Origin of the sequence: Veillonella parvula, assembly GCF_945949885.1 — a bacterium.
Lineage (GTDB): Bacteria > Bacillota > Negativicutes > Veillonellales > Veillonellaceae > Veillonella > Veillonella parvula_B.
Genome location: NZ_CAMFFZ010000011.1, coordinates 1 through 25,296, shown reverse-complemented (window position 1 = coordinate 25,296; position 25,296 = coordinate 1). Strand labels below are relative to the sequence as shown.

Below are 25,296 nucleotides of genomic sequence, written 5' to 3'. Positions count from 1 at the left end.
TGATTTTTTAGATATAAGATACATCAATAATTAAGTGATGAATTAAATAAGTTGAATAAAAAAGAGGTAAGTATGAAGAAGAAACAGTATATGATGATGGCTGCATTCTTATGTACTACAACAATGGCTATGGCTGCACCAGTTAGTATAAATACTAATCAGCCTTATAATGCTAAGAATGTACAAATGGACGGTCATGCACCATTGGAAACTAGCGCATCTGTAATTAGCTCTGATAAAGAATATCGTCTGCGCCAAGGAGATGAACTAAATATTCAAGTGGTTCAGCAGGCAGAGCTTGGTACGCGTAATGGTAACGACATTGTGTATACCGTCAGACCAGATGGATATGTATCGTTCCCTATGGTTGGTGCCGTAAAAGCAGATGGCTTAACTGTAGATGAATTTACAGCTGAGTTACAGCAAGGTTTGTCTCGTTATATCATTAATCCTGATATCACAGTAAATGTATCGAAATTGGGCGGCGTTCGCGTATATGTATTTGGTGAAATTAATAAGCCTGGCGCCTATACGTTGACTAAATCTAGTACAGTTATTGATGCTATTGGGGCTGCAGGTAGTTTTAACTGGGATACAGCAAAGAAAAAAATTTATTTGATTCATCAAGACAATCCAGAGAAACCGATTCCTATCAATTTGAATCGTATTTTACAAACTGGAGATATGTCTGAAAACTACATCATGCGTGAAGGTGATATTCTTTACTTAACTAAGAATAGTCGTATCAACTTTGCTCGTGATATTGCTCCAATCTTAACAGGGGCTTACATGGTATCACGAATAGGTAAGGATTAAAGATAAGACGATATCTATCATATAAGGGGGCGTTTTTTTGCGTTCATATTTATTACCATCCATATTGTTTATTACAGATATTGTGACGATTGTAATCGTTGCTTTTATCAGTCTTTTTATTCGATTTGATGGACATATAGAACCTCAATATATTAGTCAAATGGTGGATGCACTTCCGTTATTACTTATTTCGTATATGTTGATGTTCTTGATAATGCATTTATATACACGTATTTGGCGCTATGCAGGGATGCGAGAGGTATTAGCAGTATTTGTAGCGACTACAATTGGTACGGCTTTATTCTATTCCTCTATGTTTGTATTTGGTAAGTCATTACCACGTTCTGTCTATTTTATTACATGGTTCCTCACTACAGGTGCTGTTGGTATGGGGCGTATGTTGCTTCATTATGTGGCACTTCACTATAGCAGTGGGGCCGATGGTGAAAGTGGCCAAGTGAATACATTAATCATAGGAGCCGGTGATGCAGGTGCAACTATAGCTCGTGAAATTGAACGATATCATAAGCGTTCTCGTCGAGTGATTGGTTATGTTGATGATGACATGTTTAAACATAATCGTCTTATGAATGGTTTTAGAATTCTTGGTAATCGTGAAGATATTCCAGCATTAGTTGCTAAGTATAAGGTAGAAGAAATTATTATTGCCATGCCTTCCGTGAAGAGAGATATTATTCAGGAAATCATGGAAATCTGTTCTCCTTTAAAATGTAAAATCAATATTTTACCGGGGATGTATCAATTACTTGATGATGAAGTTCTTGTATCTCATTTACATCCTGTTTCAATCGAGGACTTGTTGGAGCGTGATGAGATTCAGCTCGATACGTCTAAGGTTGAAACATATCTTAAGGATAAAGTTGTTTTAGTTACTGGTGCAGGGGGCTCTATTGGTTCTGAAATTTGTCGTCAAGTTTTACGTGTAAAGCCTAAAAAGCTATTGCTCCTAGGCCATGGTGAAAATAGTATTTATCTTATTCATCAAGAATTGCGCAATATTGTGCCCCAAGCTACATTGGTTCCAATTATTGCAGATATTCGTGATAAGAATCAATTAGAACAAATTTTCAAAAACTATAATCCTGATGTAGTATTTCATGCGGCAGCGCACAAACATGTACCGCTTATGGAAATACAGCCAATTGCTGCGGTATTAAATAATATTTATGGTACTCGTAATGTTGCGGATGTAGCCGGAGCTCATGGGGTAGATCGATTTGTTATGATTTCCACGGATAAAGCGGTGAATCCAACCAGCGTTATGGGCGCTACAAAACGAGTTGCTGAAAAAGTTGTACTTGGTATGAATCACACATATGATACTAAGTTTATAACAGTTCGTTTTGGTAATGTACTTGGTAGCCGTGGTTCGGTAATTCCTTTATTTCGTAAACAAATTGAAGCAGGTGGCCCTGTAACCGTTACAGATCCAGAAATGACACGTTATTTCATGACTATTCCTGAAGCCAGTCAATTAGTACTTCAAGCTGGTGCCATGGGGAATGGAGGCGAAGTGTTTCTTTTAGACATGGGTGAACCGGTTAAAATTGTCGATTTGGCTAAGAATATGATTCGCCTTTCTGGCTTTGAGCCTAATAAGGATATTCGTATTGAATTTACTGGATTACGTCCAGGTGAAAAGTTATACGAAGAATTATTGACTGCCGAAGAAGGTACGAATACTACAACACATAAGAAAATTTTTGAAGCAGCTCTAGAAGATGTTAATCAAGAATGGCTAAGTCGTGAAATAGAGCGTTTTGATACATGTAAAACTGATATAGATGTAATTAATGTGTTGCAGGATATCATTCCTACATACGACCCAAATCATAATGTATAGGTCGTGGACGATACATTTATTACCCGATATATGTATAAGACCATTTTAATTTTGATATATTGTGCCTTTATCGAGAGGGTTAGGTACAGTTAATATTCTAAGTGGGAGAGACCCTGTTGTTTGTATACTTTTACAGAAAGGGGTATATGGGTGGAACAAATTATTGATTTAAAAGAGGTGGGCAGAGTCCTCATTAAAAAGCGCCGTAAAATTATTAATATTACGGTAGCATGTATGGTTTTAGGTGGTGCGTATGCCTTTCTAGCACCATCTACATATCAATCTACATCTATATTGCGCATTAAACAGGCACAAGGTTTGAGCAATTCTGTATTATCTAGTGCTAATGTCTATTCTGATTCTATGTCTCGTCAATTGATGAACACAGATGCAGAAATTTTAAAAAGCCGTAATGTAGTAGAGCCAGTGATTGCTGCAATAGAAGATCCTGAAGGTACTGGTAATGCACCGACGTACGAAGATTTTGTTAAAACTCGCATTGAAACTAAACCGTATAAAGAAACCGAGTTATTGCAAGTAAGTGTAACAGGTAAGACTCCTGAGCAAGCACAAGAAGCTAATAAATTACTTATTGATACTTTCTTGAAACGCCTTGCTGAAATTTCTCATGTTGAACAACGAACTACTCGTGAATTCTTACAGAAACGCGTTGTTACTGCAAAAACTGAATTAGAGCAGGCAGAAAAGAAATTACAACAATTTCAAATAGATAATAAGGTGTACTCTACAGCAGATCAAATGAAAGGCTTAACCGATCAGATTACTCTTATCGATCGTGAGAAAGCTCAAAATCAACTTGATTTAGAAACAGCACAAGCTGCACTTGGTAGTATCAATGAGCAATTAGGTTCTGCTGGTAAAAGTATTGCCGATAGTGCTACGGTTCAAGCCTATAAAGGGCAGTTAGCAGATCTAGAATCTCGTAAAGCTTCTTACGTTGGTAAATATACTGATGAACATCCAGCAATGAAAGAGATTAATCAACAAATTGAAGAGGCTAAGAGCGGTTTAAATGCTGAAATTAATGCCATTGCATCTCAACAAGCACCATCCAGCAATTCTGCACAACAAGGCTTGTTAGCGGATAAATTTAAAAATGAAGCTGCTTTAGCAGTAGCCCAAGGTAAACAATCTACATTAGCTGAGTTAGATAAAGTAAACGAAGACGCTATGAAGGGCTTACCTGAAAAAGAACGCGGTTATATCCAAGCAAAACGTGATGTAGATGTGGCACAAGATATCTATCAAATGTTATCTACTCGCTTAGAAGAAGCGAAGGTAGCAGAGGTTATGGTACCAAATGAAGTTCAAATCGTTGATCCTCCTACATTACCAGAAAAGGCGATTGCTCCACGTAAGGTTCTTATTCTATTAGGCTCTGCCATTTTAGGCCTCATCTTTGGTTGCCTCTATACATTGGGCCAATTCTTCGGTAATCGCAAAGTTCAATCTGTACAAGAAATTAATGATATTCTTGGCATTCAAAACTTGGGCGTAATTCCAAATCATAAAGAAAAAGAATACGAGGAGCCTAGTAATCGTATCGTAGCATTGTTGCGCAAAATGAGAGGTTAATATGATTAGACTAATTTCTAATGAACGTGGTGATACACCACTTGTGGAAGCATATCGTACATTGCGTAGCAATCTTCAATATGTATGTAACCAACATAAATGTAAACTTATTTGCATTACTGCAGCTACTAGTGGTGAAGGAACTTCTGAAGTGGCAGTTAATACAGCATTAGCTTTATCTAAAAATAATAATAAAGTTCTTCTAGTAGATGGCAATCTACGCAATCCAGCACAACATATAGCCTTTAATGTACAAAATAAAGGTCTTACAAATGCGGTAATGATGGATGAAGATTTGACGATTCATCGTAATGTAGTGCCTCATTTGGATGTGCTTACGGCTGGTGAAGTTGTTGAATATCCATCTGATATTGTAGACTCCAGCAAATTACCTACGATTCTTGAGTATGTACGTGATGAATATGATGTGGTTATCATCGATACACCATCAGTATTGTCTGTTACAGATGCCGTTGTATTGGCTGAAAAATCAGATGGTGTAATACTAGTTGTTAAAAATGAAGTAGCTAGTCCAAAAGATTTGATTGAAGCTAAGAAACGCCTTTCACAAGTGGGCATTCCTCTTTTAGGATCTATCATGATTGACGCGTAATATAACTGTTTTAATCAACATTCTATGTGATAAATCAAGTGTATCAATATGGTACAGAAAGTATTGAGGTGATGTATATGAGAATTAATTTTTCTCCTCCAGATATTACAGAGTTAGAAATCAATGAAGTCGTTGAAGCCTTAAAAAGTGGGTGGATTACGACAGGTCCTCGTACTAAAGAATTAGAAAAAAAGATAGCTCACCAGTTAGGTACACCTAAATCCGTTTGTTTAAACTCTGCTACTGCAGCGCTTGAAATGTCCCTTCGCGTATTGGGAATTGGACCTGGAGACGAAGTCATAACTAGTGCTTACTCATATACAGCTAGTGCGAGTCCTGTAGTTCATGTGGACGCTACATTAGTGCTTGTTGATACACAAAAAGACTCCTATGAAATGGATTACGATGCAGTCGCTCGCGCTATCACACCAAAAACAAAGGCTATCATCCCTGTAGATATTGCGGGTGTGCCTTGTGACTATGACCGCTTGCGATCCATTGTAGAGGAAAAGAAATCTCTTTTTACACCATTTAATGATATTCAATCAGCATTAGGTCATATTCCTATCGTAGCGGACTGTGCGCATTCATTTGGTGCTTCTTATAAAGGGGTACCAACAGGTAATATAGCCGATTTTAGCAGCTTTTCCTTTCATGCAGTAAAAAATTTTACTACTGCTGAAGGTGGTTGTGCTACATGGCGCCATATAGATGGTATTGATGATGAAACTATTTACAAGCAATTCCAATTGCTATCTTTGCATGGTCAAGATAAGGATGCTCTTGCAAAAACAAAAGCAGGTGCTTGGGAATATGATATTAAAGGTATCTATTATAAATGTAATATGACAGATATCATGGCGGCTATTGGGCTAGCTCAATTTGAAAGATACCCAAAACTTTTGGCACGTCGTAAAGAAATTATCGAAGCTTATGATACAGCATTTAAGGATTTACCTGTTACATTGTTGAACCATTATACAGATGAGCATGAGAGTAGTGGTCACTTGTATTTAGTCCGTTTAGATGGCCGTGATGCGCAATACCGCAATAAGGTTATTGAAGCTATGGCTGAGGCTGGCATTGCGACGAATGTCCATTATAAGCCAATCCCAATGCATACTGCTTATAAAAACTTAGGCTTTACAATCGATGACTATCCAAATGCTTATGACCAGTTTAAGAATGAAATTACATTGCCACTTCATACGCTCCTTACAGACGATGAGGTGCAATATATCATTGAACAGTTTAAAAGGATTATTACCGAATGTTAGTAAAAAACTTTCATGATCTACCACAAGAGCTACAGTGTGAAGCGGTTCGTCCCTATTTTGAAATATTAAATCAAAGACGTACAAGCCTTCTTTGTAAAAGCATTTTTGACCGCGTCATGGCAGCGGGAATGCTTATTACATTAAGCCCTATATTCTTGGTACTAGCCATCATGATTAAACGAGATAGTGAGGGAGAGGTTTTTTTTCGTCAAACTCGAGTGACACAGTACGGTCGTACCTTTGGCATCTATAAGTTTCGTACTATGGTAAAGAATGCGGAATCTTTAGGGGCACAAGTGACATCGCAAAATGATATGCGTGTTACTAAGGTCGGAAATATGCTTCGCAGTTGTCGTCTCGATGAATTGCCTCAGCTTATTAATATCCTTTTAGGAGATATGAGCTTTGTCGGTACAAGGCCTGAGGTTCCACGTTATGTGGCCGCTTATACAGATGAAATGAAAGCTACCTTATTATTACCTGCTGGTGTTACCAGTGTTGCCAGTATTACTTATAAGGATGAAGATCAACTTTTACAAAATGCTCAGAATGTTGATGAAGTCTATGTTAATGAGGTTTTACCGGGCAAGATGGCTTGGAATTTAAGGAGTATTAAGGAGTTTTCTTTTTTACAAGATATAAAAACGATGATTGATACAGTATTAGCTGTATTACGTTGAAAGAGGTCCCTATGAGTACATCTATGACAAAGGAAATACAAGAAAAAGAGCTGAATATGTTACTGTACTTTAAAGAGTTCTGTGATACACATAATTTGCGCTTTTATCTTTGCGGCGGTGGTCTCATTGGGGCTATACGTCATAACGGCTTTATCCCTTGGGATGATGATTTAGATCTTTTCATGCCTCGTCCAGACTATGAAAAGTTAGCTGAATTATGGCCAAAATATGCTGATACTGAACGATTTACGTATTGTCGTACCGATCGCAATCACATCTATCATGATGCAGGAGCATCTATTAGAGATAATCATACGACCTTTATCAATCGTCATAGTATGCATGAAGATGTTTGTCATGGTTTGGCACTTGAAATTATGCCTATCGATGGCTGTGCACCCGGCAAAATTAGTCGTGCATTGCAGTTGATGTGGGCCATGACTTTTGCACTCTTTAATGCACAGCGTTTGCCTGATAATAAAGGACCAACATATCGCGCTTTAGCGGGTTATATTTATAAAATCTTTTCAAGTCAGTCTATACGCTATCATATTTGGCGATTTGCAGAAAAGAGAATGACTCAATACGACTTTGATACGAGTGATGAGTGTACGGAGTTAATCGGTAGCTTAAAAGGTATGAAGCTACGTCATCCTAGAGAGGACTTTGCTTCTGTTGTATATAAAGACTTTGAAGGTCATCAAATACCTGTTATGAAAGGGTATGAGAGATATTTGCGCCTCATTTGGGGCGACTATATGCAATTACCACCTGTAGAGCAACGTGTAGCAAAACATGATGCAGTATTTGCTGATTTACATACACCTTACAAGGAGTATAAAGGCATACATTATGCCAAAAAAGAAGCTCAACCATAAGGAGGGCCTATGAAACGAATAGCAGTAATCTTTGCGGGTGGCGTAGGTGCTCGTATGAAAAACAGTAAGACGCCAAAACAATTTTTAGAATGGAACGGTAAACCGATTTTGATTCAAACCTTAGATGTATTTGAACAAACGAAGACTATTGATGGGATTGTTCTTGCCTGTAAAGCAGAATGGATTGATCATACTAAACAACTCATAGAAAAGGCGGGGTTACAAAAGGTATTATCCATTGTGCCTGGTGGTGAAAGTGCTTTGGAATCCCAATATAATGGGCTAGTAGAGGCTAAGCGTTTATTCCCTGATGACGCGGTGACTGTATTGATTCATGATGGGGTTCGTCCACTTGTAGATAACTCTACCATAGAGAGAAACATAGAATCTGTTGAGTCAAAGGGTTCTGCCATTACTGTTACTCCAGCTATCGAAACGGTTATGGTTACCCAAAATGGTTCTATTAACCGCATTTTAAATCGTAATGAATGTCTTATGGCTAAAGCTCCGCAGAGTTTTAGATTGGATGATATTATATCAGTTCATAATCGTGCAAAAGATGAGGGCATTCATGACTTTATTGATTCCGCATCGATGATGATGCACTATGGTTATACTTTATACCCTGTGTTAGGGGAAACTGAAAATATAAAGATTACAACTCCATCTGATTATTATATGTTCACAGGGATTATTAAAAATCGTGAGCTAGAAGGATTAAAAGATGAGTAATTCCGTTATTCAACGCGAGTTAACGGCTTTAGTACAGGAAAAAAATTACTTTCATTTCCTCCGTCATCAACGCATTCTTATAACTGGTGCAACGGGGCTTATTGGATCTATGTTTATAAAATTACTTATACTTGCCAATGAGACTCATGACCTGGATTTAAAAGTGATTGGTCATGTGCGAAGCCATGAAAAGGCAAAAAATATTCTTGGTGAGTATTTAGACAATAAGTCGTTAACCCTAGTAGATGGCTCATTAGAATCTATTGATGTGCCATGTGATTATATTTTGCATGGAGCCGCACCAACACAGTCTAAGTTTTTTGTAGAACATCCTGTTGAAACTATCCGTGCCTCTATTTATGGTACGGAGGCCATGCTTGAGTTAGGTCGCCGTCAAAAGGTAAAGAAACTAGTTTACTTATCCAGTATGGAGCAATATGGGGTACCTTATGAATCTGGCCAAGTTATGACAGAGGAAAGAATAGGCTATTTGGATCACCTAAATGTTCGTAGCTCCTACTCCGAAAGCAAGAGGCTTTGTGAATGTTATTGCAAGTCCTATGCTGTGGAGTATGGCGTTCCTGTTGTAATAGCTAGACTAGCTCAAACATTTGGGCCAGGTGTTCCAGTAGCTGATAATCGCGTTTTTATGCAGTTCACTAAGAGTGCTATTAAAAAAGAAGCCATTGTACTTCATACAAAGGGCGATTCTATGTCGAATTATTGCTATATTACTGATGCCTTAACTGGGCTTTTAACTCTTTTAAAAGCAGGGATACCTGGTGAAGCATATAATATTTGTCATGATGAGGAGACGCGTTCTATTGCAAGCATTGCTCATTTAGTCGCAACTCATGTTAGCAATGATAAAAGTGAAGTCATCTTTGATATTCCAAACGATGTGCAAGGGCTTGGCTATGCGCCGACAGTGCATATGTTCTTAAGTTCTAAGAAGTTAAAATCCCTAGGTTGGCAACCTAAGGTATCAATGGCACAAGCTTATAAAAGACTAGCTGAATATATCCAAGAGGAAGGCTTATGAAAAAGGAAATAATAATTGTCACCATCTCCCTTGGTAATGATGGGGCTGAACGAATATTAACAGAGTTGGCCCGTCAGTGGGTACATGATGGTCATCATATTACGGTTATCCAAACAAGCCCTAATCGATATGGTAATGAATATGCGTTAGAGGAAAGTATTGAACAAGTTAAAATTCATACTACAAGCTCTAATAAAGTCATTCGCTTTATGCAAGAAATAAAAGAACTAATCAAAATCTTAAAGACTAGACCAAATGCGACATGCTTATCTTTCTTGTCTGCATCTAGTTTTATATTAGCGATTAGCTCTTGGTTTATAAAAAATCGCATTGTGTTTTCTGAGCGAAATAATCCACGCAAAGTTCCCATTGGTTGGCATCAACAAGCATTGCGCAATTTTGCCTTTAGATTTGCAGATGCACTAGTATTTCAGACGGAAGATGCTCGTTCTTATTTTCCAAAATCTGTGCAAAATCGTGGTGTTATCATACCAAATCCTATTAATGGTAAATTGCCGCCACCCATAGAAGGGGAACGAGAAAAGACAATCGTTACAGCTTGTCGTTTGCATCCACAAAAGAATTTGCCTATGATGATCAATGCCTTTAGTATGTTGGCAGATGAGTTTCCAGAATATAAACTCGTTATTTATGGTCAAGGTGTATTAGAGGATGAACTGCGAGCTCAAATTAAGTCTCTTAATTTAGAAGATCGCGTTTTATTGCCTGGCTTTGCTAGCAATATTTTAGAAAAGGTAGCTTCTTGTTCCATGTTTGTATCATCTTCTGATTTTGAAGGCATTTCAAATTCTATGCTGGAAGCATTGGGCATGGGTCTGCCGGCAGTAGTTACAGACTGTCCTGTAGGCGGTGCTCGCATGGTAATTAAAAGTGGAGAGAATGGTATCCTTGTGCCTGTAGGTGATACGCAGGCTATGTATGAAGCTATGCGCAGTATATTAAAAGATCCTGCACTAGCAGATAAGCTTTCACGGGAAGCCGTCAAAGTACGCGATGAATTTCCACTATGGAAAATCGCTAAACGTTGGTTAGAAGTTTTATGAGTTGTAAGGAGGGGAACCATTGAAGTTAAATATTACAGCTCTTGCTGACCGTATGATATGGTTCATAACTCTAATCTTTTTAGTGTTGTCGTTGACCATTTCCTTTGCCCTTGGTGATGCGAACTATGGTGCGTATGTATTATTTGTATGCTTATTTGGGCTCATTCTTTTTTATCTCATAAGAGAACAAGGTGTTATTAAACTGCGGCTTAATTGGTTGCATGGTTATATGCTGCTTTTTATTGGAGCCTGCTATCTGAGTACGATTAATGCTATAGATACAGCTGTGGCGATGAGTCGAAGTTTTGATATCGTCAAGATATTCTTTATGCTCATCATTTTATATATGTGTTATCAAGATAAAAAATCGGTAGATACATTATTGAATCTTGGCATGTGGACAGGTTATATAGTTTGTTTTTATACCGTTTTTTTCTATGGTTTAGATTATTTCATTACTGTTTTGTCATCTTCAGCGCGTATTGCCAATGATGCATTGAATGCGAACACAGTAGGTCTTTTAGGGGCCAACGCTATCGTTATGACTTTATATTATATGTTGTACGATCGCCCTCGCTGGTGGCATATCATTGCATTACCAACACTAGGTATTTTGGCAGCTACTGGTAGCCGTAAGGCCTTAGTTTTTGTTCTGGCTGGTACCGTATTACTTTTTATCTTTAAAAGTTTTCGCAGTGCCAATGCAGTCAATACTATTATAAAAATTATTGGCTCCTTACTAGGGCTTACCATTGTAAGCCTTGTGGTATTGCAATTGCCGATGTTCTCTGAAGTGTTAGATCGTATGTCTAGTATGGTGGAAGCCTTCGAAGGCACTGGTGGTGACTCATCTACTATTATTCGTATGGCCTTGGTGGATATTGGGTGGGATTTATTCTATCAATCTCCCATAACTGGTGTGGGTGCTAATAATCCATCTGTATATACTTACTTTTTGTATGGGATAGAAAACTACTACTTACATAACAACTATATTGAGTTACTAGCTGGTACGGGGATTATTGGTTTACTAACGTATTATTCAATGTATCTTTATGTGGCTTATAACTTGATTCGCTATCGCGATTTCCGTAGTAATGAATATGTAATGGTACTTATTCTATTTCTTTCACAAATCGTAATGGATATGGGGATGGTGTCTTATGAAAGTAAAAGTACTTATTTTTATATGATGTTGTTTTATTTAGAGGTGCAATTGCTTCGGAAAGGACGTAAAAATGAAAATCAGCAAATTATGTAAAGTTGGCATGTCCTTTTTAACAAAACCCTACTATCGTACAAGAGTGTTAATTAAATTAGGTTATTATGACTCTTTGTCTGATGAAGATTTTTTAAAGAAGATTTTCCCTAAATATATGGGATATCCTTTAAATTTGGAGAATCCAAAAACTTTTAGTGAAAAGTTACAATGGCTTAAAATTAATTTTAGAGACCCTATACAAACAGAGATGGTTGATAAACATGAAGTTAAAAATTTTATTGCTCGACGTGTAGGTAATCAATATATAATACCTACGATTTTTGTATGGGACTCTGTAGATGACATTGACCTTGATAAGTTACCTAATCAATTCGTTTTGAAATGCACACATGATAGTGGAGGCATTGTTATTTGTAAAGATAAATCAACATTTGATTGGGAAGCAGCGAAAGCTAAATTAAGTACTTTCTTAAAACGAGATTATTCACGTATTGCTAGAGAATGGCCTTATAAGGATGTTCCTCGACGTATTATCGGAGAAGAATATTTGTCGGAGTTAGGTAGCAATAACATATTAGATTATAAGATGTATTGCTTTCATGGCGAACCAAAGTTAACAGTAGTTTGTTCTAATCGTTTTTCTAAAACAGGAACTCGGATGAATTTCTATGATGTGGATTGGAATTCTATGGGAATTCATTTTGGACATTATCCACCATTACCAACAGAGTTTCCAAAGCCAGATACATATGGTGAAATGCTACAGGTTGCGGCGGAGCTTAGCAAAGCATGTCCATTTTTACGCGTAGATTTTTATGAAATTAAAGGGCGCCTATATATTGGAGAGCTAACATTGTTTCCTGGTGCTGGATTTGAAAGATTTCGTCCTATATCAAAGGATTATGAGTTAGGAGAGTGGTTACATCTTGAAACTGTACATCGGAGCTGATTTTGTCCCTACGGATATCAATATAAATTTATTTGAAACAGGTAATGGTGAAGCATTAGTAGGAAAAGAGCTTTATGAAATTTTGAAGCAATCCGATCTAAATGTTTTCAATTTAGAGGTTCCACTTACTGATGCAGAAACACCAATTGTAAAATTTGGCAATAATTTAATCGCCTCTACAAAAGCGGTTAACGGCTATAAGTCTTTAGAACCACTATTCTTAACATTGGCTAATAATCATTCATTAGATCAAGGTGTGGAAGGATTAACAACGACCGTAGACTTGTTGAAACAACATGATATTGCTTATGGTGGTGTGGGATCAAACTTGAAAGAAGCTAAGAAACCATTTGTTTTTGAAAAAGATGGTGTACGCATAGGATTCTATTTGTGCACCGAGAATGAGTTTACCATGGCTACTTGTCATACAATGGGGGCCAATCCTTTTGATGTGTTAGAAAGCTTTGACGAAGTGGAAGCTTTAAAGGCACAATGCGACTACGTCATCGTTCTATATCACGGCGGCAAGGAATTCTATCGCTATCCATCCCCAATGTTACAACGTTATTGTCGTAGGTTTGTCGATAAAGGTGCAAATCTTGTTGTTTGCCAACATAGTCACTGTATTGGTTCTCGAGAAAACTATAATGGTAGCTCTATTATCTATGGTCAAGGCAACTTTATCTTCAATTCTGATTTCTTTGGAAACCATCAAGAATTTGTAAAAGATGCGATGTTAGTTACAGTAGAGGTTACTAAGGATGATTTTGTGGTGTCTGAATTGCCTATTCGTAAAACCGATAATGGTACACGACTAGCCACAGAAGTTGAAGCTGCAGAAACATTAAAGGTTTATAGAAAATGCAGTGAAGAAATTAAAGATTCTCATTTTGTGATTCAAGCTTATAAGGATTTTGCTGATACTCATGTAAAACGTTATTTGCGTGAATTTTTGGGTAGATCATTTATTGTACGTGCTATTAATGCTTTAGTTGGACGAAAACTAGTAGAACTTATTTTGGGCAATACAAGTTATTTAGCAATACAAAACTACTTGGAATGTGAAGCTCATCACGAACTATTCTTGAGAGGCATTAAGAATATCAATAAAAAATAATGGATACTAAAATCGTAGCGGCTGCTAAATGGTCTGTTATTACAGAGGTTTTGGCAAAGCTTATTACACCACTGACAAATATAATATTGGCCCATATGTTAGCACCGTCCGCATTCGGCATATTGGCGACGATTATGATGGTTATATCTTTTGCGGAAATGCTTGCTGATGCGGGTTTTCAAAAATTTCTCGTTCAGCATGAGTTTGAAAGTGCCCAAGAGAAGCAAGAGGCCACAGATGTGGCCTTTATTGCCAACCTAGTATTTTCTTTACTTTTATGGGGCGCTATTATAATAGGTCGTGATGAATTGGCAGTCTTAGTAGGTAATGATGGCTTAGGTATACCTTTAGCTGTGATGGGGGCTATGATTCCTTTATCTGCCTTTAGTAGTATTCAAATGGCATTGTATCGAAGAGACTTTAATTTTAAGTTTCTTCTAAATATTAGGCTCATAACAATTCTTACACCTATATTGATATCTATACCAATGGCGCTTATGGGCTACGATTACTGGTCTTTAATTGCTGGTATATTAGGAGCCCAGTTATTTACGGCGTTGGCCTTATTAAAGAGTCGAAAAAATCAAATTAATTTATTCTTTAGCGGTCGCGTCTTTATGAAAATGTTTAGTTATAGTGCATGGTCTTTAGCAGAAGCATTTTCTATATGGCTTACAGCCTGGGTAGATACATTTATCATTAGTCGATGCCTTGATGCTTACTATTTGGGTATATATAAGATGCCAATGGCTATTGTTACTACCGTCATGGCTATGGCAACAGCATCATTGGCACCAGTATTATTCGCGGCCTTAAGCCGAGTACAGCATGATCAACAGGCCTTTTCGAATACATTCTTTACATTCCAACGCTATATGGCTTTATTTCTAGTGCCTATAGGGGTAGGATTATTTGTATTCCAAGACTTTGTAGTTCATATATTACTAGGTCCTCAATGGAAATTAGCGGGTATTGTATTAGGTTCTTGGGCATTGAGTTCGGCTATTATGACTGTAACAGCTAACTTGATTTCCGAAATATTCCGTGCAAAAGGAATGCCAAATCTATCATTTTGGGCTCAAATATTGCATTTAATTGTTTTAGCACCAGTCATTTATATTTTTGTTCAATATGATTTCAGTACATTTGTGTATGCTCGATCGTTAGTGCGGATGGAATTGCTAGCGGCAACTATGCTTTTATTGGCTTTGTTCGTCAATATAAGTGCATTCCGCATTATATCTAATATAAGTGTTTATCTTATTACAGCATCTATAGTTGGTTTAATTGCTTATAGTGTTTTACATCTATATGATGCGGTGTGGTGGACCATTGTTTGTATGCTTTTATGTGTTGTACTATATGTGGCTATCTTATGTGTCATTCCATCTGAGCGCACAATTATTGTTTCTGGTTACAAGAAAGTACTAAGTAAAGTAAGACGTGCTTGATTAGCAGAACTATGAAAGGAGTACATATGCTTTCGAAAAATGTAGATTTAAACAACACGGTAATCCTCGTAACGGGAGCCGCTGGATTTGTAGGGGCTAACTTAGTTATGTCTCTCTTATCTGAAGCAGAAAGAACTCAAATAATCGGCATAGATTCTGTTAATGATTACTACGATGTAGTATTGAAAGAGTATCGTTTGCAACAAATTGACGAGATTAGCAAAGACAATAAAAATACATGGATTTTTAAAAAAGGAAATATTGCAGATAAGGCTTTTATTGATGAAATTTTTGATGTATATAAACCACGAGTTGTAGTCAATCTAGCAGCTCAAGCAGGGGTTCGTTATTCCATTACTAATCCTGATGCTTATATAGAGACTAATATTATTGGGTTCTATAATATTTTAGAGGCTTGTCGTCACTCTTATGACGATGGTGAAAGTGGTGTGGAGCATTTAGTATATGCTTCATCTTCCTCTGTATATGGTGCGAATAAACAAATCCCATACTCTACAGATGATAAGGTAGATAATCCTGTATCTCTTTATGCAGCTACAAAAAAATCAAATGAGTTATTAGCATACTCCTATGCAAAACTTTATAATATTCCAAGTACAGGGCTTCGATTCTTTACTGTTTATGGTCCGGCAGGTCGCCCAGATATGGCGTACTTTGGATTTACAAATACATTACGTAGTGGTGGAACTATTAAGATTTTCAACTACGGTAATTGTAAGCGTGACTTCACTTATATTGATGATATCGTAGAAGGTGTAGCTAAGGTCATGTCTACTGCACCAGAGCGTCGCAATGGAGCGGATGGCTTACCAGTGCCGCCGTACGCTATTTATAACATCGGCAATAGCAATCCAGAAAATCTGCTTGATTTTGTGCGCATTCTTTCAGAGGAATTAGTATCTGCCGGGGTATTACCAGAGGATTATAATTTTGAAGAACATAAAGAGTTAGTGGCTATGCAACCAGGTGATGTACCTGTTACATATGCTGATACGAGTGCATTAGAAGCTGACTTTGGTTTTAAACCTAATACAACTTTACGTGAAGGTTTAAGACGTTTTGCCATATGGTATAAAGATTTCTATATGACGGAGGGCAAATAAATGAAGATTGCAATTGCTGGTACAGGCTACGTAGGCCTTTCTAATGGCGTGTTGTTAGCTCAACACAATGAAGTGGTGGCCCTCGATATCATCCCAGAAAAAGTGGATATGTTAAATCGCAAAGAGGTGCCTATTGTAGATGCTGAATTGCAAGAATATTTAGCAACTAAGGATTTAAACTTTAAAGCTACGCTAGATCCAGTAGAATCTTTTAAAGGTGCAGATTATGTTATCATTTCTACGCCTACAAATTATGACCCACAAAAAAACTTCTTTGACACATCTTCTGTTGAACAGGTTATTAAAACAGTGTTAGATATTAATCCTGATGCGGTAATGATTATAAAATCAACAGTACCAGTAGGTTATACTGTACAAATGCGTGAAGAATTTAACACAGAAAACCTAATTTTTTCGCCAGAATTTTTACGTGAAGGTAAAGCTTTATATGATAATTTACATCCATCTCGTATTGTTGTGGGCGAGGATTCTGACCGAGCACGTCGTTTTGGCCAATTATTAGCAGAAGGTGCTATTAAAGAAAATATTCCACAATTATATACTGATTCTACGGAAGCGGAAGCGATTAAATTGTTTGCTAATACGTATTTAGCATTACGTGTAGCGTATTTTAATGAGTTAGACTCCTATGCTGAAGTACGTGGCCTTAGCACAAGTCAAATCATCAAGGGGGTTTGTTTAGATCCTCGTATTGGAGATTTTTATAATAATCCTTCCTTTGGTTATGGTGGTTATTGCTTGCCAAAAGATACAAAGCAATTATTAGCTAACTATAATGATGTACCACAAAACTTAATTTCTGCCATTGTCGATGCAAATAGAACACGTAAAGATCATGTGGCAGATACTATTATTGCTAAAAATCCGAAAATTGTTGGTATCTATCGCTTGACCATGAAGATGAACTCTGATAATTTTAGAGCATCAGCCATTCAAGGTGTTATGAAACGTATTAAGGCGAAGGGGATTGCTGTGGTAGTATATGAACCTACACTAGATGCAGAAGACTTCTTTAATTCGCCAGTTATTCGTAATTTTGAAGACTTTAAGCGTGTTAGTGATGTAATTGTAGCTAATCGCTGGGATAGTAGCTTAGAAGGTGTAAAAGATAAAGTTTATACAAGAGATATTTTTGATAGAGATTAATACAGCTATATGTATTGTGGCGTTTAGGAGAGTAGTATGAAACGTTGGATACTATATATTGTGTTAGGTCTGATTGTGTTTTTTATATGGGATAATTCCTTGCAAAATGGAGGGAACTCTGATGGGTTTAGTCTTATTTTTGCAGAGTGGCTTGCCCCTATAGCTGATAAATTAGGCTTTTACGGAAATATATGGGCCTTAAATAGGATTGTTCGAAAATTAGCCCACCTTACAGAGTTCACAATCCTTGGTGGTGTTTTATATGTAGTTCTACGCCACTATATTGAATATGGCACAGTAGTAAAAACTATAGGAGTGGGTATAGTAATAGCTAGTCTAGACGAATTTATACAATTATTTTCTCTAGGTCGCAGCTCTCAACTTTCTGATGTATTGATTGATACAATTGGTATAATCATTGGTATATCGGTAGTAAAATTAGCTTATTATATTAGTCATGATAAAAGATAAAGGTACATTTAAAAATTAAAAAAATATTAATATAATAATGTGTAAAATATGACTCATAATTATAGAGATTATGAGTCATATTTTATGAAGGAAAAATGAATATATAAAAATTGTATTAAATGAACATATAATAATTTATTTATTTTTATAGAAAAACCACTGTACAAGCGACTGGTCTCTTGTTATAATCGTGAATGTAAAATGAATTATAAACTTAAATGAGAAGAACATGAACTTTATATAAGAGGTCGATCTTTGAACAGAGAATCGAAAGTAGAAGGGAAAGATTATGAGTCGCGTGGTTGATTTACATGGTTGCATTTTGCCAGCTGTGTTAGGTCCACAAGGGCCTCAAACAATGGCAGAATCAGTAAAAATGATTAAGTCCTTGTCTGAACAAGGTATTACAGATATTTTTAGTACGCCTGATGTAACAGTATCTATGGATCTGAACACATGGAATGCTATGAAATCTTTAGTTAATGAAGTAAAAGTTGCGCTTAAGGAACAGCTAGTAGATGTAACTATTCACAGTGGAGCTCGCGTAATGCTTTGTGATGAAATGATTGAATATATAGCTTTTCATCGCAATCAATATACATTGGGAGATAGCCCTTTTATATTAGTTGCTCTTCCACAAAATAGCAAAGTGCATCATATTAATGCATGGTTGTTAAGTCTACTAGATATGGGTATTGTACCTATTGTTAGTGAAGTAGAAACTTATGGACAATTATTTACTAAACCTGAACAACTATTAGAATGGGTTGATAAAGGTATTTTGATTCAATGTAATATGGCATCTTTTGATCATGGTAACGCTAACTATGATAGGGCTATTGAATTATATCGCAATGGTTTAATTCATTTCTTTGGCACTGGTTATAGCAATGGCTGTGATGTCGAGGCGTACCAAGGTTATGTGGAAGCTATTTCTAAATTAGATAGTACGTATAAAAAAGATTTATTGCCAAATATTCATCTTAACGAACGTGATCTTTTGGCTAATCGTACATTTTATCCCTCTGTCCCATCTAGTTGGGTGGGGAAAAAGGGTAATTTCTTGACTCGTCTATTTGGCTTTGCATTATAATTTATATAGGTTCTTTTATCCATGTCATATTGGCATAGATAGAGGGACCTATTTTTACTTTATATTGTATTTGGGGTTGAAAACAACCACCATATATAGTATACTGAGAGGGCGGTAAAAATAGAGGGTTTTTCTAATAATTCTTTACATTTTTACATATAAATTTATAAAAAGTGTGATTAGACATACTTTTTATACTTCTTAACATATATTTTGGCAGTAACAAGATGGGGAGGTTGCCAATATGTTGCAGGTCATTAAGCGTGATGGCACGAAGGTACCATTCGACAAAAACAAGATTGCTTTGGCTATTGAAAAAGCTGAACATAGTAGTACAGGGTTGTACGAAGAGGGCTTGGCACAGCGTATTGCAAATGAAATTGAGGAATATGCTACTAAGCTTCAAAAAGATATGACAATTTATGCTATTGAAGATCAAGTGTATTATAAGTTGATTGAGTATCATAATCCTGCAACGGCACGTGCCTATGAAGGTTACAAAGCTGTTCAAGCTTTTAAACGTCGTCAAAATACAACTGATGATGATGTAATTGGTTTATTAGATCGTAGTAATATAAGTGTTCTTGATGAAAACTCTAATAAGGATGCTGCTATAGTATCTACCCAACGGGATTTAATTGCTGGTGAAGTATCTAAAGATATTGCTCGTCGTAAATTGATTCCTACCGATATTTTAGAAGCTCATGATAGTGGAGCTATTCACTTCCATGATATGGATTATATTATTCAACCTATGTTTAACTGTTGCTTAATTAATTTGGAAGACATGCTTACAAATGGTACAGTAATCAATGGTAAGAAAATCGATACTCCTAAGTCCTTCCAAGTTGCTTGTACTGTAACAACACAAATTATTGCACAAGTAGCATCTGGTCAATATGGTGGTCAAAGTATTAATGGTATTGATCGTATTTTGGCACCATTCGTACGTAAATCTTATGAAAAAATCCTCAATAATGTTATTGAAGAGCAAGTTGAGATTTACGGCATGGAGCCTAATATGGAAAAGGCTCGTGAAATTGCGTGGAAACGTACGCGTAAAGAGGTTAAAGATGGTATTCAAACTATTCAATACCAAATTAATACATTGATGACTACAAATGGTCAATCTCCATTTGTTACATTATTTATGTATTTCCAACCAGACTATGAATACGCGAAGGAAGCGGCTCTTATTACAGAAGAAATTTTGCGCCAACGTATTAAAGGTGTAAAAAACGAAGCTGATGTATATATTACACCAGCCTTTCCTAAGCTGATTTATGTTCTTGATGAGCATAATGTAACACCAGATAGTCCATACTATTACTTAACTGAATTGGCAGCACAATGTACAGCTAAGCGTATGTACCCTGATTATATTTCTGCGAAAAAAATGAAGGAAAACTACTCAGGTAATGTCTTTAGTCCTATGGGGTGTCGATCCTTTTTATCTCCTTGGAAGGATGAAAATGGTGAATACAAGTTTGATGGACGTTTTAACATTGGTGTAGTAAGCTTGAACTTACCTCAAATCGGCATTCTAGCCCGAGGTAGTGAAGAACGATATTTTGAAATTTTAGATAAACGACTTGAGTTAGCAGAAAAAGCTCTAATGCTTCGTTATGAATTACTTAAGGACGTAGTGAGCGATGTGTCGCCAATCCATTGGCAACACGGTGCCATTGCAAGACTTAAAAAAGGCGAGAAAATTGCTAAATTCTTGACTGGCGGCTATGCGACTATTTCCTTGGGATATATTGGTATTTATGAAGCAACTCGCTTAATTACCGGTGAATCGAATACGGGCGAGAAAGGTCGCGTTTTTGCGATGAAGATTATGGATCGTTTAAATGCAGCTGTTGATGAATGGCGAATTAAACATAACATGGGGTTCGCATTATATGGTACACCTGCTGAAAGTTTAACCCATCGATTCTCTTCTTTGGATCGCGCTCGCTTTGGTATTATTGAGGATATTACGGATAAAGGTTATTATACTAATAGTTATCATGTAAGCGTACGAGAAGAGATTAATGTATTTGACAAGTTTTCTTTTGAATCTGAGTTTCAAAAGAAATCTACCGGTGGCTGTATTTCCTATGCGGAAATTCCTAATATGACTAATAATATTCCAGCTGTTTTGACGATGATTCAATATATTTATGATCATATTTCTTATGCTGAATTTAATACCAAGTCTGACTACTGTCATGAATGTGGTTTTGATGGCGAAATCAAGGTAAACGAACATAACGAGTGGGAGTGCCCTCGTTGTCACAATACAAACCGCGATAAGTTAACTGTTATCCGTCGTACTTGTGGATACCTTGGCGAAAACTTCTGGAATGAAGGGCGCACAAAGGAAATTAAAGATCGTGTAATGCACATTTAAGATTATTAGAGGTATAGTTTTAATAATTATTCTATATATTAAGATAAACTGTTATATAGATTAATATAATTATCATAGATATCTAATGATGTGGATATTTTAATAAATACGATTTTAATTCTAAATACGATAGTTCTGTAAATGCTAAAAGCTGTGCCTAAGGCACAGCTTTTACTGTATATATGAGAAATTGAAATATATCTATATAGTGTTAATCAAAGTTGATAGGCACTACTATGGAGGTTATGATGAGATATGGGCAAATAAGACAATATGATATTGCCAATGGAGAAGGGATTCGTACATCTATATTTGTAACAGGGTGTACACATTGTTGTTATAATTGTTTTAACGAAGAATACCAAGATTTTAATGCCGGTAAGGTGTGGACGCAAGCTGAAACAGATTTAGTAGTTTCCTATGTGAAGAATCCTACATGTTCAGGCTTAACATTATTAGGTGGGGAGCCATTTCAAAATGTACAAGGCTTATTACCGGTGGTGAGAGCTGTTCGTGCAGCGGCGCCAGAAAAGAAGATTTGGGCCTATTCAGGCTATGAAATAGATGATATCTTAGTAGATGAGTTACGAAGTGCCTTATTACAAGAAATTGACATTCTCGTAGATGGTCGTTTTGTAGACGAACTTAAGGACCCTGCATTGCGCTTCAGAGGTTCCTCAAATCAGCGCATCATTGATGTTAAGAAGACATTAGCGACTGGGGAAATTGTATTAGCAATGGAGTAAATATGATATTTGATAAACGATTTATAGGTCTCATTATTATAGTTGGCTTTATAGCGGGGTTAGTAGGAGCTTCCTATACGCATTTATTACATGGAATCCAACATTTCGTATATAATTATTCTTCTTCTGATCATTTAAGCTTTGGTGGAGCTGTGGCTCGAGTATCACCGGTAGAACGATTGATACCTTTAATCGTCTGTGGCGTGATAGGTGGCGTAGGTTGGGTTTTAATTCACCGATATGGTAAAGGCGTTGTAGATATAAAAACGGCAGTTTCTGGTAAAATGGATATGAATCCAATTACTACTGTTTTACATGCAACACTACAAATAATTACGGTAGGTATTGGTTCTCCATTAGGTCGAGAAGTTGCACCACGTGAGGCTAGCGCTGGTATTACCACCTTTTTAGTTAAATATTTTGATATAAAACAAGAAGATCGTCAATTATTAATTGCATGTGCTGCAGGCGCGGGCTTAGCTGCAGTTTATAATTCACCACTATCTGCGGCAATTTTTACATTAGAAACTTTGCTTCTTACTTGGAATGTACGCGCTATGAGTGCAGCCCTATTATGTTGTGGCTTGGCTACATTTGTGACACGACAAGCTGGCGTAGGAGATGTGATTCAATATACAATGGCACAACCCAGTTTAGGGAGTCATTATGTAGAGTTTTCTATCATTTTAGGCGCTATTATTGCAATTGGTGTTGTTTTATTTAATATTACACAAGGTAAGCTACCTGCCATTCAGCGTAGTAGTCCTGTAATGATTCCTATTTCTATCGTAGCATTTACACTAATTGGTGCCTTAGCTATGTATTTTCCTGAAATTCTTGGAAATGGTAAAGCAGGCAATGAGTTGACTTTTACGAACGATATCACATGGACATATGCATTGGGCTTATTTGGATCCAAATGGGTAGCTGTTTTACTTGCCTTGGCCGCTGGTGCATATGGTGGTCGTATTACACCATCTATGATGTTAGGTAGTACTTTGGGGATCGTATTTGGTACCGTATGGGCTATTGCTATAGCACCAATATCTTTGGGGATGTCTGCTTTTGTAGGGGCCGTAGTATTCTTAGGCCTTGCACAAAAAATGCCTATGACATCTTGTGTATTTATGCTTGAATTATCTCGTTTCTCTGTAGAGCTGTTGTTTCCTATAGCTTTAACAATGGGGGCCGCTCTTATGGTAGAGCAAATCATTCAATCAAAATTAAATAGCACTAAGTAACGCTAAATAGTAGTTAATAAAAGTGAATATAATATATAGAAAAGAAGCGGATAGTTGAGTTAATCAACTATCCGCTTTTAATGTATATGTAATTATACAATTTTTGCGTTCTTATCGTATTCCTCGCCACCTGCATCAGGAAGCATGCCGTATTCTACAGTCCATAAGTGTTTATATTTTAGCGCTTGATTGTGAATACGTTCAATTTGCGTTTCATCTGTACGAGCTATGCGAGCTGGGATTCCAACAACTAAAGAATTAGGTGGGATTACAGTGTTCTCCTTTATGACTGCACCAGCAGCAATAATAGAACCAGAGCCAATATGACAACCGCTCAATACAATAGCACCCATTCCGACTAATACATTATCTTCGATAGTACTAGCGTGTACTATCGCACCATGGCCAATTGTTACATAATCTCCAAGAATGCAAGCCTTGTTGTCATCAACGTGTAATACAGAGTTATCCTGTACATTAGAATAGCGACCTACTACGATTTTATTTACATCACCGCGAAGTGCACAGTTTTGCCAAATGGAAGCATATTCTTTTAGTTCAACATCACCTGCAAGTTCTGCACCAGGCATAACACAACTTTTAGGATCTAATTTGGGGTATTTTCCGTGAAATGGTAACATAAGAAACTCCTAATTTATTAATTATACGATTTCAATAAGACGTTGTGCTTTACGAATAGACATGATAGCTTCGTTCATTACTGTTTGCACTATAGTGTGAGCAGGTTCAATAATAGTAAGTCGGTTCAAACCCTGTCCAACTTGTACGGCACCATTTACAACATCACCATCGATAGCAGCACGTTTGTTAGTGCCTTGGGACATTTTGGTGCGTTCTTCAGGCGTAGTAACACCATCTGTTTCGGCAGCTAAGTAACGCGTAGTGAATTCGTTTTTTAAGCTACGTACTCCACCGTGACCGGAGAGCAGACCCGTTACAACAGAGTCTGTATCTGTGGCTTTGATAATTGCTTCTTTCATATTTATGTGGGCTTGGCATTCTTCAGCTAACAAAAAACGGGAACCCATTTGTACACCTTCAGCTCCCATCAACAATGCTGCTGCAATACCACGACCATCTACGATAGCGCCTGCTACAACAACAGGAATGGAAATCTCAGGTAAAATATTTTCCATCAAGGACATGGTTGTTTGGCTACCAATATGTCCACCAGCTTCCATACCCTCAATAATAATTGCATCGGCACCAGCTTCTTCAATACGTTTAGCAAGTTTTAGAGATGGAACAACAGGGATAACTTTAATGCCTGCATCTTGCAATGGTTTAATATATGGTACAGGATTGCCTGCTCCAAGTGTTACAAATGCAGGTTTTTCTTCAATGATAATATCCACTAATTCGTCTTTATTGGGAGCCATTAACATGAGGTTGACTCCGAAAGGCTTATCCGTTAAGTTTTTACATGCACGAATTTCGTTGCGCGTCCATTCTGCATCACGACCACCAAGAGCAATTACACCTGTAGCACCTGCATTAGCTACGGCAGCAACTAGTTTGTGTTCAGATACCCAAGCCATAGCGCCTTGGATAATAGGATATTCGATTTGTAAAAGTTGTGTTAACGCTGTTCTCATAAAGCCTCCTATGATAACAATTAAATTTACTGAAACTTTATTAAACCTTTATACGAGAATTTTATATAAGAATAATTTTATTTTCTTACTTAAATTGCAATATGAAATTGAACAGTATCCAAATCTACAATTCTATTAACTT

General features: G+C 36.9%; 23 protein-coding genes. 21 read left to right on the top strand and 2 right to left on the bottom strand.

Annotated features, from left to right (window positions below):
* Positions 1-72 precede the first annotated feature (72 nt).
* The 21 genes from Q7O55_RS04830 to Q7O55_RS04730 all read left to right on the top strand — a co-directional run bounded on the left by Q7O55_RS04830 (position 73) and on the right by Q7O55_RS04730 (position 23,538).
* The gene (locus Q7O55_RS04830; protein WP_012864170.1) at positions 73-816 is read left to right on the top strand and encodes a polysaccharide biosynthesis/export family protein; all 744 of its coding nucleotides are present in this window, start codon (positions 73-75) and stop codon (positions 814-816) included.
* A 37-nt stretch (positions 817-853) separates the two neighbouring features.
* Complete coding sequence (locus Q7O55_RS04825; protein ID WP_303928856.1) at positions 854-2,680, top strand: nucleoside-diphosphate sugar epimerase/dehydratase; 1,827 nt, start codon at positions 854-856, stop codon at positions 2,678-2,680.
* A gap of 150 nt (positions 2,681-2,830) precedes the next feature.
* Positions 2,831-4,276: a GumC family protein gene (locus tag Q7O55_RS04820; protein ID WP_303928854.1), complete on the top strand. Its 1,446-nt coding sequence runs from the start codon at positions 2,831-2,833 to the stop codon at positions 4,274-4,276.
* Position 4,277: 1 nt separating this feature from the next.
* Positions 4,278-4,889, top strand: coding sequence for a CpsD/CapB family tyrosine-protein kinase (locus Q7O55_RS04815; RefSeq protein ID WP_303928853.1), 612 nt, complete (start codon positions 4,278-4,280; stop codon positions 4,887-4,889).
* A 77-nt stretch (positions 4,890-4,966) separates the two neighbouring features.
* On the top strand, positions 4,967-6,166 hold the full coding sequence (locus tag Q7O55_RS04810) for a DegT/DnrJ/EryC1/StrS aminotransferase family protein (protein WP_303928851.1): 1,200 nt from the start codon (positions 4,967-4,969) through the stop codon (positions 6,164-6,166).
* The gene (locus Q7O55_RS04805) at positions 6,160-6,846 is read left to right on the top strand and encodes a sugar transferase (RefSeq protein WP_303928849.1); all 687 of its coding nucleotides are present in this window, start codon (positions 6,160-6,162) and stop codon (positions 6,844-6,846) included. The genes Q7O55_RS04810 and Q7O55_RS04805 overlap by 7 nt, the downstream gene beginning before the upstream one ends.
* Before the next feature lie 11 nt (positions 6,847-6,857).
* Complete coding sequence (locus tag Q7O55_RS04800) at positions 6,858-7,724, top strand: phosphorylcholine transferase LicD (protein WP_303928847.1); 867 nt, start codon at positions 6,858-6,860, stop codon at positions 7,722-7,724.
* A gap of 9 nt (positions 7,725-7,733) precedes the next feature.
* Entirely contained in the window at positions 7,734-8,456 is a 723-nt protein-coding gene (locus Q7O55_RS04795; RefSeq protein ID WP_303928845.1) for a 2-C-methyl-D-erythritol 4-phosphate cytidylyltransferase, read from the top strand.
* Positions 8,449-9,498: an NAD(P)-dependent oxidoreductase gene (locus Q7O55_RS04790; protein ID WP_303928842.1), complete on the top strand. Its 1,050-nt coding sequence runs from the start codon at positions 8,449-8,451 to the stop codon at positions 9,496-9,498. The genes Q7O55_RS04795 and Q7O55_RS04790 overlap by 8 nt, the downstream gene beginning before the upstream one ends.
* Complete coding sequence (locus Q7O55_RS04785) at positions 9,495-10,562, top strand: glycosyltransferase (RefSeq protein WP_303928841.1); 1,068 nt, start codon at positions 9,495-9,497, stop codon at positions 10,560-10,562. Before Q7O55_RS04790 ends, Q7O55_RS04785 begins: the two co-directional genes overlap by 4 nt.
* 19 nt (positions 10,563-10,581) lie before the next feature.
* Complete coding sequence (locus Q7O55_RS04780; RefSeq protein WP_303928839.1) at positions 10,582-11,823, top strand: O-antigen ligase; 1,242 nt, start codon at positions 10,582-10,584, stop codon at positions 11,821-11,823.
* A complete protein-coding gene (locus Q7O55_RS04775) occupies positions 11,801-12,733 on the top strand; it encodes an ATP-grasp fold amidoligase family protein (RefSeq protein ID WP_303928837.1) in 933 nt (310 codons plus the stop codon). The genes Q7O55_RS04780 and Q7O55_RS04775 overlap by 23 nt, the downstream gene beginning before the upstream one ends.
* Positions 12,711-13,850, top strand: a complete 1,140-nt coding sequence (locus Q7O55_RS04770) for a CapA family protein (RefSeq protein ID WP_303928835.1) — start codon at positions 12,711-12,713, stop codon at positions 13,848-13,850. The genes Q7O55_RS04775 and Q7O55_RS04770 overlap by 23 nt, the downstream gene beginning before the upstream one ends.
* Positions 13,850-15,301, top strand: a complete 1,452-nt coding sequence (locus tag Q7O55_RS04765) for a lipopolysaccharide biosynthesis protein (protein WP_303928833.1) — start codon at positions 13,850-13,852, stop codon at positions 15,299-15,301. The genes Q7O55_RS04770 and Q7O55_RS04765 overlap by 1 nt, the downstream gene beginning before the upstream one ends.
* Positions 15,302-15,327: 26 nt before the next feature.
* Complete coding sequence (locus tag Q7O55_RS04760; protein ID WP_303928831.1) at positions 15,328-16,425, top strand: NAD-dependent epimerase/dehydratase family protein; 1,098 nt, start codon at positions 15,328-15,330, stop codon at positions 16,423-16,425.
* The gene (locus Q7O55_RS04755; RefSeq protein ID WP_303928829.1) at positions 16,426-17,592 is read left to right on the top strand and encodes a nucleotide sugar dehydrogenase; all 1,167 of its coding nucleotides are present in this window, start codon (positions 16,426-16,428) and stop codon (positions 17,590-17,592) included.
* Positions 17,593-17,628: 36 nt separating this feature from the next.
* Positions 17,629-18,063 (top strand): VanZ family protein, encoded by a 435-nt coding sequence (locus Q7O55_RS04750; protein ID WP_303928828.1) that lies wholly within the window; start codon positions 17,629-17,631, stop codon positions 18,061-18,063.
* Positions 18,064-18,352: 289 nt separating this feature from the next.
* Positions 18,353-19,156 (top strand): tyrosine-protein phosphatase, encoded by an 804-nt coding sequence (locus tag Q7O55_RS04745; RefSeq protein ID WP_303928827.1) that lies wholly within the window; start codon positions 18,353-18,355, stop codon positions 19,154-19,156.
* Positions 19,157-19,400: 244 nt separating this feature from the next.
* Entirely contained in the window at positions 19,401-21,551 is a 2,151-nt protein-coding gene (nrdD, locus tag Q7O55_RS04740; RefSeq protein WP_303928826.1) for an anaerobic ribonucleoside-triphosphate reductase, read from the top strand.
* A 248-nt stretch (positions 21,552-21,799) separates the two neighbouring features.
* Positions 21,800-22,297 (top strand): anaerobic ribonucleoside-triphosphate reductase activating protein, encoded by a 498-nt coding sequence (gene nrdG, locus Q7O55_RS04735; RefSeq protein WP_303928825.1) that lies wholly within the window; start codon positions 21,800-21,802, stop codon positions 22,295-22,297.
* A 2-nt stretch (positions 22,298-22,299) separates the two neighbouring features.
* Positions 22,300-23,538 carry a chloride channel protein gene (locus Q7O55_RS04730; protein WP_303928824.1) on the top strand — a complete coding sequence of 413 codons (1,239 nt, stop codon included), beginning with the start codon at positions 22,300-22,302 and terminating at the stop codon, positions 23,536-23,538.
* A 92-nt stretch (positions 23,539-23,630) separates the two neighbouring features.
* On the opposite strand, the gene Q7O55_RS04725 is transcribed toward Q7O55_RS04730, so the two are convergent.
* Positions 23,631-24,179: a gamma carbonic anhydrase family protein gene (locus Q7O55_RS04725; protein ID WP_278457408.1), complete on the bottom strand. Its 549-nt coding sequence runs from the start codon at positions 24,177-24,179 to the stop codon at positions 23,631-23,633.
* 21 nt (positions 24,180-24,200) lie between these two features.
* Positions 24,201-25,154 (bottom strand): nitronate monooxygenase, encoded by a 954-nt coding sequence (locus Q7O55_RS04720; RefSeq protein ID WP_303928822.1) that lies wholly within the window; start codon positions 25,152-25,154, stop codon positions 24,201-24,203.
* Positions 25,155-25,296 lie beyond the last annotated feature (142 nt).

Excerpts from the sequence above, each read along its gene's own strand:
- Q7O55_RS04830 (WP_012864170.1), top strand. The coding sequence starts at position 73 with ATGAAGAAGAAACAGTATATGATGATGGCTGCATTCTTATGTACTACA.
- Q7O55_RS04815 (WP_303928853.1), top strand. The coding sequence starts at position 4,278 with ATGATTAGACTAATTTCTAATGAACGTGGTGATACACCACTTGTGGAA.
- Q7O55_RS04810 (WP_303928851.1), top strand. The coding sequence starts at position 4,967 with ATGAGAATTAATTTTTCTCCTCCAGATATTACAGAGTTAGAAATCAAT.
- Q7O55_RS04805 (WP_303928849.1), top strand. The coding sequence starts at position 6,160 with ATGTTAGTAAAAAACTTTCATGATCTACCACAAGAGCTACAGTGTGAA.
- Q7O55_RS04800 (WP_303928847.1), top strand. The coding sequence starts at position 6,858 with ATGAGTACATCTATGACAAAGGAAATACAAGAAAAAGAGCTGAATATG.
- Q7O55_RS04795 (WP_303928845.1), top strand. The coding sequence starts at position 7,734 with ATGAAACGAATAGCAGTAATCTTTGCGGGTGGCGTAGGTGCTCGTATG.
- Q7O55_RS04790 (WP_303928842.1), top strand. The coding sequence starts at position 8,449 with ATGAGTAATTCCGTTATTCAACGCGAGTTAACGGCTTTAGTACAGGAA.
- Q7O55_RS04785 (WP_303928841.1), top strand. The coding sequence starts at position 9,495 with ATGAAAAAGGAAATAATAATTGTCACCATCTCCCTTGGTAATGATGGG.
- Q7O55_RS04775 (WP_303928837.1), top strand. The coding sequence starts at position 11,801 with ATGAAAATCAGCAAATTATGTAAAGTTGGCATGTCCTTTTTAACAAAA.
- Q7O55_RS04765 (WP_303928833.1), top strand. The coding sequence starts at position 13,850 with ATGGATACTAAAATCGTAGCGGCTGCTAAATGGTCTGTTATTACAGAG.
- Q7O55_RS04760 (WP_303928831.1), top strand. The coding sequence starts at position 15,328 with ATGCTTTCGAAAAATGTAGATTTAAACAACACGGTAATCCTCGTAACG.
- Q7O55_RS04755 (WP_303928829.1), top strand. The coding sequence starts at position 16,426 with ATGAAGATTGCAATTGCTGGTACAGGCTACGTAGGCCTTTCTAATGGC.
- Q7O55_RS04750 (WP_303928828.1), top strand. The coding sequence starts at position 17,629 with ATGAAACGTTGGATACTATATATTGTGTTAGGTCTGATTGTGTTTTTT.
- Q7O55_RS04745 (WP_303928827.1), top strand. The coding sequence starts at position 18,353 with ATGAGTCGCGTGGTTGATTTACATGGTTGCATTTTGCCAGCTGTGTTA.
- nrdD (WP_303928826.1), top strand. The coding sequence starts at position 19,401 with ATGTTGCAGGTCATTAAGCGTGATGGCACGAAGGTACCATTCGACAAA.
- nrdG (WP_303928825.1), top strand. The coding sequence starts at position 21,800 with ATGAGATATGGGCAAATAAGACAATATGATATTGCCAATGGAGAAGGG.
- Q7O55_RS04730 (WP_303928824.1), top strand. The coding sequence starts at position 22,300 with ATGATATTTGATAAACGATTTATAGGTCTCATTATTATAGTTGGCTTT.
- Q7O55_RS04725 (WP_278457408.1), bottom strand. The coding sequence starts at position 24,179 with ATGTTACCATTTCACGGAAAATACCCCAAATTAGATCCTAAAAGTTGT.
- Q7O55_RS04720 (WP_303928822.1), bottom strand. The coding sequence starts at position 25,154 with ATGAGAACAGCGTTAACACAACTTTTACAAATCGAATATCCTATTATC.